Origin of the sequence: Mesorhizobium sp. WSM4884, from assembly GCF_029625675.1 — a bacterium.
Lineage (GTDB): Bacteria > Pseudomonadota > Alphaproteobacteria > Rhizobiales > Rhizobiaceae > Mesorhizobium.
This window is the reverse complement of sequence record NZ_JARTVO010000001.1, coordinates 249,125-261,059: the sequence shown is the minus strand read 5'-3', so window position 1 is coordinate 261,059 and position 11,935 is coordinate 249,125. Positions and strand designations below refer to the sequence as shown.

The 11,935-nt window shown below is 65.2% G+C and carries 9 protein-coding genes; 3 read left to right on the top strand and 6 right to left on the bottom strand.

The window, feature by feature from the left end:
- Nucleotides 1-21: 21 nt before the first annotated feature.
- Complete coding sequence (locus P9236_RS01120) at nt 22-459, top strand: hypothetical protein (protein ID WP_278072766.1); 438 nt, start codon at nt 22-24, stop codon at nt 457-459.
- 17 nt (nt 460-476) lie between these two features.
- Here the strand turns inward: P9236_RS01120 and P9236_RS01115 are convergent, their stop codons facing one another.
- The gene (locus P9236_RS01115; protein WP_278072765.1) at nt 477-2,795 is read right to left on the bottom strand and encodes a glucose/quinate/shikimate family membrane-bound PQQ-dependent dehydrogenase; all 2,319 of its coding nucleotides are present in this window, start codon (nt 2,793-2,795) and stop codon (nt 477-479) included.
- A 182-nt stretch (nt 2,796-2,977) separates the two neighbouring features.
- Between P9236_RS01115 and P9236_RS01110 the strand changes: the two genes are divergently transcribed.
- Nucleotides 2,978-5,611 (top strand): UvrD-helicase domain-containing protein, encoded by a 2,634-nt coding sequence (locus tag P9236_RS01110; RefSeq protein WP_278072764.1) that lies wholly within the window; start codon nt 2,978-2,980, stop codon nt 5,609-5,611.
- Nucleotides 5,612-5,620: 9 nt separating this feature from the next.
- Here the strand turns inward: P9236_RS01110 and P9236_RS01105 are convergent, their stop codons facing one another.
- The 5 genes from P9236_RS01105 to P9236_RS01085 all read right to left on the bottom strand — a co-directional run bounded on the left by P9236_RS01105 (nt 5,621) and on the right by P9236_RS01085 (nt 10,589).
- Entirely contained in the window at nt 5,621-6,667 is a 1,047-nt protein-coding gene (locus P9236_RS01105; protein WP_278072763.1) for an ABC transporter permease, read from the bottom strand.
- Entirely contained in the window at nt 6,667-7,455 is a 789-nt protein-coding gene (locus P9236_RS01100; RefSeq protein WP_278072762.1) for an ATP-binding cassette domain-containing protein, read from the bottom strand. The genes P9236_RS01105 and P9236_RS01100 overlap by 1 nt, the downstream gene beginning before the upstream one ends.
- An 86-nt stretch (nt 7,456-7,541) precedes the next feature.
- Nucleotides 7,542-8,555, bottom strand: a complete 1,014-nt coding sequence (locus P9236_RS01095) for a substrate-binding domain-containing protein (protein WP_347405164.1) — start codon at nt 8,553-8,555, stop codon at nt 7,542-7,544.
- A 97-nt stretch (nt 8,556-8,652) separates the two neighbouring features.
- Nucleotides 8,653-9,558, bottom strand: a complete 906-nt coding sequence (locus tag P9236_RS01090; RefSeq protein ID WP_278072760.1) for a sugar phosphate isomerase/epimerase — start codon at nt 9,556-9,558, stop codon at nt 8,653-8,655.
- Complete coding sequence (locus P9236_RS01085; RefSeq protein WP_278072759.1) at nt 9,558-10,589, bottom strand: Gfo/Idh/MocA family oxidoreductase; 1,032 nt, start codon at nt 10,587-10,589, stop codon at nt 9,558-9,560. The genes P9236_RS01090 and P9236_RS01085 overlap by 1 nt, the downstream gene beginning before the upstream one ends.
- A 194-nt stretch (nt 10,590-10,783) precedes the next feature.
- Between P9236_RS01085 and P9236_RS01080 the strand changes: the two genes are divergently transcribed.
- Nucleotides 10,784-11,809, top strand: a complete 1,026-nt coding sequence (locus tag P9236_RS01080; RefSeq protein WP_278072758.1) for a LacI family DNA-binding transcriptional regulator — start codon at nt 10,784-10,786, stop codon at nt 11,807-11,809.
- Nucleotides 11,810-11,935 lie beyond the last annotated feature (126 nt).

Genomic DNA, 11,935 nt, shown 5'->3' with positions numbered 1-11,935 from the left:
CGAATGAAAAAGGGGAGTGCCATGAACGTCCAGGACATTATCGACACCGTTTCCTCGAAGGCCGGACTTGATCAGACGACTACCGAGAAGGTCGTCGGCACAATCTTCTCCGTGCTCGAGCATGAAGCGGAAGGTACCACCATTTCGTCGTTCTTCGACCAGATCCCCGGCGCCGGTGCGCTGGCCCAGAAATACGATGTGATGGCCGCCGGCGCCGCGCCCGGCTCGGGCGGCGGCTTGCTGTCGTCGCTGCAGGGAGCGCTTGGCGGCGTGCTCGGCGAAAAGGCCGGCGCATTGATCAACGGCGTCGCGGTGCTGAAAGAGTCCGGGCTCGACATGGCGCAGATCCGTCAGGCCGGCGAGACCCTGATCAAGCAGGCCGAAGCAGCCGCCGGCCCGGATCTCACCAACCAGGTGCTTGGCCAGGTGCCCAGCCTGAGGAGCCATCTCGGCCTCTGAAGTCTGGACACGGTCGTCTACTTGGCGAGCGTGTAGGCCATCACATAGTCGCCGGGCTTGGTACCGACCGAGCCGTGGCCGCCGGCGACGATGACGACGAACTGGCGGCCGTCGGCGACCGTGTAGGTCATCGGTGTCGACTGCCCGCCGGCCGGCAGCCTTGCCTGCCAGAGCTGCCTGCCGGTGGTGAGATCGTAGGCGCGCAGATAGTCGTCGACCGCCGCACCCAGGAAGGCCACGCCGCCGGCGGTGATCATCGGCCCGCCGATGCCCGGAACGCCGACCTTGAACGGCAGGGGCAGCGGCGTCATGTCGTAGACGGTGCCGTTGCGGTGCCTGTAGGCGGTCTGGCCGGTCCTGAGGTCGACGCCGGCGACGTAGCCCCAGGGCGGCGCCTGGCAGGGAATGCCGAGCGGCGACAGGAACGGTTTCAGTACCACCGCGTAGGGTGCGCCCTCGTTGCGGTTGAGCCCTTGCTCGCTGCCTTTGGTGCTGTCGCCCGGCGGCGGCACGTCCGCGTGCGGAACGAGCGTCGAGGTGAAGGCGAGATAGGTCGGCATGCCGAACATCACCTGCCGCACCGGGTCGACCGCGACGCCGCCCCAGTTGAAGACGCCGAAATTGCCGGGATAGATGAGCGATCCCTGCAGCGAGGGCGGCGTGTAACGCCCCTCGTAGCGCAATTTCCTGAGCGCGATCCGGCACGCCAGCTGGTCGAACATGGTGATGCCCCACATGTCCGCGCCGGTAAGCCGCCTGGGATTGAACGAAAGCCCCGACTCCGGCTGCGTCGGCGAGGCATGGTCGCCTTCGATCGCGCCGCCCGGCGCCGGCATCTCCTTCACCGGGATTATCGGTTCGCCGGTGCTCCGGTCGAGCACATAGAGGTCGCCCTGCTTGGTCGGCCCGACCAGCGCCGGCACGACCGTGCCGTTGGCCGAGGTGATGTCGACCAGTGTCGGCTGGGCCGGCACGTCCATGTCCCACAGATCGTGATGCACCAATTGGCGAACCCAGCGCAATTTTCCGCTGTTGAGGTCGAGCGCGGTGATCGAGGAGGAGAATTTTTCGGTATTGGCGCTGCGGCCCATGCCGAGCTGGTCCGGCGTCTGGTTGCCGAGCGGCAGGTAGAGCAGGCCGAGCTTCTCGTCGGCGCTCGCCGTCGACCACATGTTGGGTGAGTTGTTCGTGTATTTCTGCTCCGCCGGTAGCGGCGCCGTCTGGTCCGGATTGCCGGAGTCCCAGTTCCACAGCAAGGCACCGGTGCCGGCATCGTAGGCGCGGATGACGCCCGACGGCTCCTCGGTCGAATAATTGTCGTTGACCGCGCCGCCGACGATGATCTTGCCGGCGACGATCAGCGGCGCCGAGGTCGAATAATAATAGCCCGACTTCGGATAGGGCATGTTGGCCATGAGATTGAGCGTGCCGCTTTCGGCGAAGGACGAACATACCTGGCCGCTGGCGGCATCGAGCGCGATAAGCCTGGCATCGGAGGTCGGCAGATAGATGCGCCCAGCACAAGGCTGCCCGGCCGCGATCTTCGGGTCGGCATAGTAGGACACGCCGCGGCAGGTCTGGTGCTGGCGGTTGGGATCGAGCTTGACCTTCGGATCGTAGCGCCACTTCTCCTTGCCGGTCGCGGCATCGATGGCGATGGCGAAATTGTGCGGCGTGCAGATGAACAGCGCGTCGCCCACTTTCAGCGGCGTTACCTGATAGGTCGTCTCGCCGATATCGTCGGGACCTTTCACGTCGCCGGTGCGATAGGTCCAGGCCGGCTGCAGCTTGGCAGCGTTGTCGGGCGTGATCTGATCGAGCGGCGAATAGCGCTGGCCGAATGGCGTGCGGCCGTAGAAATGCCACTCGCCGGCCGGCATGTCGCCGCCGAGATTGGCCGTCGGCGTCACCTTGTCGGTGTCGAGTGTGCCGCCGATATCCGTTGGATCGGTGGTCATCGAATAGCCCGCCACCGCAAGCGAGGCCAGCACCGCCAGGATGAGAGGCGCGCGGCCGTCCGGACCGGTGAACCCTCGCCTTGCCCATGGGGTCAGCAGCCACAGCGCGACGAGGACGATGATGCCGCCGCGCGGGCCGAGCTGCCACCAGTCGAAGCCGATCTCCCACACCGCCCAGCACAGCGTGCTGAGCACGAACACCGCATAGAGCCAGAGCCCCGTCGACTTGCGACGAAAGATAAGAAAGGCCGTGACCAGAAAAGCGAGACTCGCAATCACATAATACCAGCTGCCGCCCAGCGAGACCAACCAGATGCCGCCGCCACCGAGAACCAGGCCGATAAGGAGGAGGACAAGGGACGTGATGGTGACAGCCAAGACGGGTGCTCCTTCGACTGCTGCGCACTTGCGGCGCCTCTCAGGAAACGGCTTGCCGCCCCTGCCCTGCCGGCACCTTTCCCTCACCGGCCGCGCCTGTCAAGCAAGCCGGACAGTGCAAAAACAGAACAAAACGTAGACACTTCTGGCCTTTCGCTGCCGAATCACTACATTCGGGGACGATGTCCGGCTTTTCGGAAGACATGCCCTTCTTTGACGAACCGAATGCGCGGCCCGCCCCATCCGGCATTGCTGCGCGCGCCATGGCCGCGCGCAGCGCGCAGAGCCGTGCGCCCGATTATCTCAACGGCCTCAATCCGGAACAGCGGCTTGCCGTCGAAACAACGGAAGGCCCGGTTCTGGTGCTGGCTGGCGCCGGCACCGGCAAGACGCGGGTTTTGACCACGCGCATCGCCCACATCCTTGCCACCGGCAGGGCCTTCCCGTCGCAGATTCTCGCCGTCACCTTCACCAACAAGGCCGCGCGCGAGATGAAGCAGCGCATCGGCTTCCTGATCGGCGAGGAGAATGTCGAGGGCATGCCCTGGCTCGGCACTTTCCATTCGATCGGCGTCAAGCTTTTACGACGCCATGCCGAGCTTGCCGGGTTGAAATCCGATTTCACCATCCTCGACACCGACGACGTCGTTCGGCTGATCAAGCAGCTGATCCAGGCGGAAGGTCTGGACGACAAGCGCTGGCCGGCGAAGACATTCGCCCAGATGATCGACAACTGGAAGAACAAGGGCCTCGGCCCTGACGAGATTCCGGAAGGCGACGCCCGCAGCTTCGGCAACGGTAAGGGCCGCCAGCTCTACAAGGCCTATCAGGAGCGACTGCAGACGCTGAACTCCTGCGACTTCGGCGATCTGCTCTATCATCCGATCCGCATCTTCCGCGCCTATCCTGACGTGCTGAAGGATTATCACCGCAAGTTCAAATACATCCTCGTCGACGAGTACCAGGACACCAACACCGCGCAATACATGTGGCTGCGGCTTCTGGCACAGCGGTCAAACGCCGGACGTTCGCCGTCGGCCGAAGGCCGCAAGCCCGACCGGGCGTCGGCCGGTCAGGCCGCCCCCGCGGAGGCCAGCGAGCGAAGCGAGCGCGCGGCCGTGAGCGAAAACAAAGTAAACATCTGCTGCGTCGGCGACGACGACCAGTCGATCTATGGCTGGCGCGGCGCCGAGGTCGACAACATCCTGCGCTTCGACAAGGATTTTCCGGGCGCGACCATCATCAGGCTGGAGCGCAACTACCGTTCCACCGCGCATATCCTGGGCGCCGCCTCGCACCTCATCTCCCACAATGAGGGCCGCTTCGGCAAGACGCTGTTCACCGACCGCGACGATCCCGAGGACGACAAGGTGCATGTCCATGCCGCCTGGGACTCGGAGGAAGAGGCTAGAGCCATCGGCGAGGCGATCGAGGCCTATCAGCGGCAGAAGCACAATCTCAACGACATGGCGATCCTGGTGCGCGCGTCCTTCCAGATGCGCTCCTTCGAAGACCGCTTCATCACGCTGGGCTTGAACTACCGCGTCATCGGCGGCCCGCGTTTCTACGAGCGGCTGGAAATCCGCGACGCGCTGGCCTTCTTCCGCGTCGTCGCCAACAGCGGCGACGACCTCGCCTTCGAGCGCATCGTCAACGTGCCGAAGCGCGGCCTTGGCGAAGCGACCATTCGCCAGATCCACGACACGGCGCGCGCCATGCAAATCCCGATGCTGGAGGCCGCGGCGACGCTCGCCGAAAGCGACGAGCTGAAGCCGAAGCCGCGTGCAGCACTTCGCGAGGTCGCGGCCAATTTCGAGCGCTGGCAGAAGGCGCTGGAGACCACGCCCCACACCGAGCTCGCCGAGACCATCCTGGAGGAAAGCGGCTACACCGACATGTGGAAGAACGACCGTTCGGCGGAAGCGCCCGGGCGGCTGGAGAACCTCAAGGAGCTGATCCGCTCCATGGAGGAGTATGAATCGCTGCGTTCCTTCCTCGAGCATGTCGCGCTGGTCATGGAGGCCGAGCAAGGCGAGTCGCTCGACGCGGTCTCGATCATGACGCTGCACTCGGCCAAGGGTCTCGAATTCGAGACCGTTTTCCTGCCCGGCTGGGAGGAAGGCCTCTTTCCCCACCAGCGCGCGCTGGACGAAGGCGGCCGTTCCGGCCTGGAGGAGGAACGCCGCCTTGCCTATGTCGGCCTGACGCGGGCGAAGAAGAACCTGCATATCTGGTTCGTCTCCAACCGTCTGATCCACGGGCTGTGGCAATCGACGATCCCGTCGCGCTTCCTCGACGAACTGCCGGAAACCCATGTCGACGTCGCCGACAGCGGCAATAGCTACGGCGGCTACGGCAATCCCTATGGCGGCGGCTCATTCGCCTCCGGTCGCGGCGGCGGCCGGCAAAATCCCTATGGCGCCTCGCGCTTCGACAATATCGGCGCCAAGGATCAGGGCAGCTTCTCCAACACCTATGCGACGCCAGGCTGGCAGCGCGCGCAGGCCAACCGCACCGAGGCGACCGACCGCAACTGGGGCACGCGCTCCGGCCACCAGGTCGAGCGCATCGGCTATGGCGAAACCGATAGCGGTTACGGCGCCGGCCGCACCTCGGTGAAGGGCCGCACCATCGAGGGCGAGCTGGTTGCGAAATCTGTCGCCGACACGCCCTCCGCCTTCAGCGTCGGCGACCGCGTGTTCCACCAGAAATTCGGCAACGGCAACATCGCCGCGATCGACGGCAACAAGCTCACCATCGACTTCGACAAGGCCGGCCAGAAACGCGTGCTCGACGGGTTTGTCACAGGAGTTTGAGCACCCCCCTTACCGGTACCTTGCCTGGTTCCATTTGTGGCCGAGCAGCGACAGGATGATGATCAGCCCGTTGAAGAACTGCACGTAGAAGCCGCTCAAGCCGGCCGCCACCACGCCGGTCTGGATGAACGATACCGTGACCGCGCCGATCGCGCCGCCGACCACCGTGCCGATGCCGCCCCAGGTCGGCGTACCACCGACGAACACCGATGCCAGCACCGGCAGAAGATAGCCGTCGCCCGCCGTCGGCCACCAGGTGAAGTTGATCATGACCGAGAAGGTACCGGCGATCGCGGCGCCGATGCCGACGAAGACGAACACTTTCACCCGCACACGCTTGACGTCGATGCCCATCTGCTTGGCGCTGTCCGGATTGTCGCCGACCACCTTCACCTGCGCGCCGAAGCGATGGCGGTTGTAGAGCAGCGCCGAAAAGACGACGAAGGCGATCGCCCAGAAGATCTGCACCGGAATGCCCCAGACCTGGCTGGAGAAGATTTTGTAGGCCGCGCTGTCGGCCAGATTGGTCAGCGCAGTCGACTTGCCCTCGTTGATGATCTGGATCAGGCCGCGCAGCAGGAAGTTCATGCCGAGCGTGGCGATCAGCGACGACAGGCCGCCATAGACCACCAGCGACCCGACCAGGAAGCCGAGCAGCGTGCCGGTGACAAGCGCCGCCACGATGCCGAGGAACGGATCGTAGCCGGCCTGCACCACCAGCGCGAAGACCCAGGAGGCGAAGCCCATCGTCGCCGGGAACGACAGGTCGATCTCGCCGCAGGTGACGACGAAGACCAGCGGCACGACCACGAACAACGCGACAGGCAACGTCGTCAGCACCGAGCTGTAGAGATACCAGGTCGTGAAGACGGTCGGGTTGGCGATGATGAACACCGCCATCATGACGATGAACACGGCAAGTGTGCCCAGAGATGCGCGATTGTCAAGGACGAAGCCGCGCAGCCAGTGGTTGGAGGGATGGCTCCATTCCTTAGCTGCCTGGCCGCTTGTTCTGCCGAGAGGAGTTTGCAGATCGGGTTCCATGGCCTTGCTCATCACGCTCTCTGCTCCGCGTCCTCGTGCAGCCCCGGCAAGCCGCCGGGATGCGCCACGTCTTCCATGAAGTTGATCAGGTCCTCGGCCGACTTCACCTCGCTGCGGTCGGCTGTGAGCGCCACCTTGCCACGGTCGAGCACGACGAAGCGGTCGGCGATGTCGAAGACGTGGTGGATGTTGTGACCGATGAACAGGATCGAGCGGCCGCTCGCCCGCACCTGGCGCACGAAATGGAAGACCTTGGCGGTCTCGGTCAGCGACAGCGCCGTCGTCGGCTCGTCCAGGATAATCAGCTCCGCCTGCTTGTAGATGGCGCGCGCGATCGCCACGCCCTGGCGCTCGCCGCCCGAAAGCTGGCCGACGATCGACTGCGGCGTGAATACTTTCGAGGTGAAGCCGATCTCGCGCATCAGCCGGCTCGCTTCCTCGATCTCCTTGTTGACCTTCAGCCAGCCGAGAAAGCCGGTCAGTTCGCGGCCCATGAAGATGTTGCGCACGATCGTCTGCTGCACGGCCAAAGCCCGGTCCTGGAACACCGTCTCGATGCCGGCGTCGCGCGAGCGGGCGGCGCTCCATCCGGTCACCGGCTTGCCGCGCACGAGGATCTCGCCGCTGGTCGGCTTGACCACACCGGACAGGATCTTGATCAGCGTCGACTTGCCGGCGCCATTGTCGCCGATCAGGCCGACCACCTCGCCGCAGTCGACGCTAAGGTTGACGCCGCCCAGCGCATAGACCTGGCCATAGGATTTCTTGATGTCGCGCAGTTCGATGATGCGTTCGCCCATGCGATCCTCGCTTGAATTGTCCGTCTGCCGGCCTTTTCGCCGGCGGTCCGGCCGGCCGGGTTGATACCGGCCGACCGCCTGGGAGGTCAACGCAGCGCCTGCTTGGCAAGCTCGGAGACGATCTCGTAGTTCTGCGGCGTGACGAAGCCGGCGCCGGTGTCGACATTCATCGGCGCCAGCCCCAGCACCACTTGCTGGCAGAGGCTCAGAATCGGCAGATAGCCCTGCAGGAACGGCTGCTGGTCGGCCGTGAGCTGTACCCAGCCGCCCTTGAAGCCCTCGACGATCTGCGGGCTGGTGTCGAAGCCGAAATTGAAGATGTCGCCCGGCTTGCGTCCGGCCGCCTGCATATAGGTGGCGACATTGCCGAGCATCTGCCCGCCGGGATAGCCGACCGCCTTGACGTCGGGGTGGTTGAGCAGTGCTGCCGTGATCACCGGAATGGCGAGGTTGGGATCGGACGCCCATTCGCCGCTCGGCGGTGAGGAGAGCTGGATCACCTCGACACCTGCTTCCTTCAGCGCCGCGACCGTGCCGCGCTCGCGCGCGCCGCGGTTCTCGTTCTCGAACGGGCCGATCATGATCGCCTTGTCGCCGGCCTTGAGCTTGCCGAGCTTGAAGGCCTCGGCGCCGAGCGCGCGGCCTTGCTGCTCCTGCTGCGCGCCGACATAGCCGCCGCCGAACGCCGCCACCACCTTCGGCACCGGCACGTTCTGGTACATCATCTTGATGCCGTCCTTATGCGCCTGTTCGGCCAGCGGCATGATCGCGGCATCGCCCGGATGACCCATCATGGCGATGCCGTTCGGCTTGACCGCCACCGCCTCGCGCAGTTGCTGCACCATCTTCTCGACGTCCCACTGGGAGAAGATGTAGTCGACCTTCGGTCCGAGATCGGCCGCCGCCTGCTTGGCGCCGTTATAGACGATGGTGCCGAAGGCATCGCCCTCGGCGCCGCCGACGAAGAAGCGGATATGGACGTCCTTGCACCATTGGGCGTCGAGCGCCTGCGCCGGCAAGGTGGAGATGGCGGCGGCCAGCGCCGTGGCGGCCGCCACCACGGTCGTGCGCAAAACTGTCGTTCTCATCGCGATGCTCATGCACGTTCCTCCCTTTTGTCCTCGCACATCGAGGATTTTGATCTTGCTTCGGCGCTTGGCCGCGGCGTTCGGGCCGGCTCCTCCAGCCGGCCCGTTCTCACGCCGGGTTCTGCAGGTAAGTCCTGCCTCCCCGGCACTGCTTGAGATGGTCGAGCGCCCGTACCTGACCGGTGATCTCGAGGTCGCCGCGATAGACCGGGTCGTGCCAGCCTTCGATGTCGATCGCACCGCGGTAGCCGGCGAGCCGCAATTCGCTGATCACCCGCGCCCAGTCGCTGTCGCCGAAGCCCGGCGTGCGCATCTGCACGAATGGCAGGCGCCCGAACACGCCGTGCTCGCGGATCACGTCCCAGCGCACCGTCGCGTCCTTGCCGTGCACGTGGAAGATGCGCGGCGCCCATTTGCGGATCTGTGGGATCGGGTCGATCAGATAGACGAGTTGGTGGCACGGCTCCCATTCGAGGCCGAGATTGTCGTTGGGCAATTCGTTGAACATGAGCTCCCAGGCGTCGGGATTGTGGGCGATGTTCCAGTCGCCGCTCGCCCAGTTGCCGTCCATGGCGCAATTCTCGAAGGCGATGCGCACACCCTTGTCGGCGGCGCGCTTCGCCAACGCCCCCCACACCTCGCGGAAGCGCGGCAGGCTATCGGTCAGCGGCTTGCCGCGGATGCGGCCGGTGAAACCGCTGACCACCGAAGCGCCGAACAGATGTGCGTTGTCGATCACCGTCTCCCAGGCCGCGAGCACGCCGCGATCGACCTCGCCGCTTTCCAGCGGATTGCCGAACACGCCGATCGAGGACACGGTCACGTCGGCATCGCCGATCGCCTCGCGGATCGCGCCGGCCAGCCGCGGCAGATCCTTGCCGCCCAGCGTCTGCCAGAAAAAGGGCTGAATGCTTTCGAAGCCAAGCGGCAGGATTTGTCTGATATATGCGGCCGGGTCGTCGAGATTGGCCCGCACCATGGTGCCGATCCTGATGTCGAGAAGCGGGTTTGGCATCACTGCGTTTCCTGTGCCATCGCCACGCGGCGGCCGGTCTCGGCGCTTTCGATCGCGCCGAAGACCATGGCCAGGCTCTTGATGTTGTCGGTGCCGCGCGTCTCCGGTTCGGTGCCGGTCTCGATCGCGCGCATGAAATCCCGGATGATACCGAGATGGCCGCCCACCTGATCGGCGGGGTCGAGCGCCGGCACCTCGATCGGCAGCGTCTTATCGATGATACCGTCGCGGCCGGACGCAACCACCTCCGCCTTCAGCCCCTCATGGCCGTCCCACAACAGGCTGCCGCGCTCGGCGACGACGCGCCAGCTGCCCTCCCAGCTGGTGCGGAAGCCGTCGGCGCACCACGAGCCGGCATAGGTGAAGACCTTGCCGCTGCCAAAGTCGAAGACGGCGCTGGCGGATGATCCCTGCCGATACCAGGAATTGGCCGGCTCCCATTCCTGGCAATAGACGCTGGCCGGCTCGCCGGCGACCATGTAGCGGGCGGCGTCGAAGGTGTGGATCGCCATGTCCAGCAGCAGCACATGGGCCATCTCCTCGCGAAAGCCGCCGAAATGCGGCGCGACGAAGAAGTCGGCATGGATGCTGGTCGGCTTGCCGATGGCGCCGGAGTCCAGAAACCGCCGGATCCGCCGGACATTGGCGACATAGCGGCGGTTCTGGACGACGGCGTGAACGCGTCCGGCGCGACGGGCAGCGTCGATGATGGCGCGGGCATTTTGCGGACTGTCGGCGAGCGGCTTTTCGGTGAGCAGATTGCAATGATGGGCGAACGCGGAGAAGGCCACTTCGCGCCGGGCCGCGGGAACCACCACGTCGAAAACGGCGTCGGGCTTCGTCTGGTCGAGAACGGCGTCAACGCTGGTGCCGATAACGGCTGCGGCAAGCCCGTATTCGCGCGCCCTCGCCTTCGCCCGCTCGGCATCGAGATCGACGAGACCGACGACGGCAAGCCCGTCGATCTGTCTTGCGGCATCGAGCCAGTGCTTGCTCATGGCTCCGCACCCGACCAGGACGACCTTCATCATCCAGTGCTCCTCCCGTTCGGCCCCTCCAGGCCGACCGTCACGGTATCCACGGCGTGACCGTAAACGTTTTCCCGTAAACGTTTACGACAACACACCCGATGGCGTAGAATGTCAATCACCCACTCGCGAAAATCGTCATCGGCTGCTTGGCCTGAGCGCCGGCCGGTGCTAGCGAAGAAGGGGGAGAACCTGCCTTGGCGTCCAGCATTCACGATCTCGCGCGTCACCTGAACATTTCGATCGGCACCGTGTCGCGCGCCTTGAACGGCCGCGCCGACGTCAATGCCGAGACCCGCCAGCGCGTGCTGGAGGCGGCCAGGAAGCTGAACTATTCGCCCAACCAGTCCGGCCGCAGCCTGCGCCAGGGCGCCACCCGCTCGATTGCCTTCATGCTGCAGCCGCATCCCGGCGACCAGCAATATGGCGAGCCGTTCTTCATCCCGTTCCTGACCGGTCTGCAGGCACGGCTCGCCGAGTATGACCTAGATCTGATGGTCGTCATGGGTGAGCCCGGCCAATATCAGCAGGAGAGGCTGCGCCGCGTGGTTGAGACGCGCCGGGCCGACGCGGTCGTGTTGGCCAATACACGGCGGGAAGACGATCGGATCGACTACCTCAGCAAGGCCGGGTTTCCCTTCGCCACGCTTGGCCGAAGTCAATCCGGCGGCGACACCTATCCTTCGCTCGATATCGATTTCGAGAGGGCGGGTGATGAAGCCGTCGACCGGCTGGTCGCGCGCGGCCACCGCCGTATTGCTGCCATCCGCCCTTCGCTTGATCTCAACTTCGGCTACCTGTTCCTCGACGGCTACCGCAAGGCGCTGAAGAGGCACGGCATCGAAGTCGACCCCGGCCTGATCGCCGACGGCTTCATCAACGAGTCCGGCGGCTACAAGGTGACGCCGCGCGTGATGCTCTCCAAGGACCGGCCGACAGCCATCATCTTCAACAATGACGCCATGGCGCTCGGCGGCTGCAAGGCACTGGCCGAGATGGGCATCAGGCCCGGCCACGACATAGCGGTGATCGTCATCGTCGACACGCCGCTTTGCCGCTACTTCTCGCCGGCGTTGACCGCCTTCCGTCCGTCGCTGGAGCCCATGGGCCGGCGACTGGCCGAGATGCTGCTCGCCTCGCTCCCTGCCTTCGCCGGCCCGGAGGGACCGCGAACCATCCGCGAGGTCTGGCCGCTGGAGCTGATCGCGCGAGAGAGTGATTGAGCAGAAGCGCTTTCCCCTTGTGGGAGAAGGTGGATCGGCGCGTAGCGCCGAGACGGATGAGGGGTGTTCTAGCGGAGTGAGACGCTGGTGCCATCTGGAGCACCCCTCATCCGTCGCCTTCGGCGA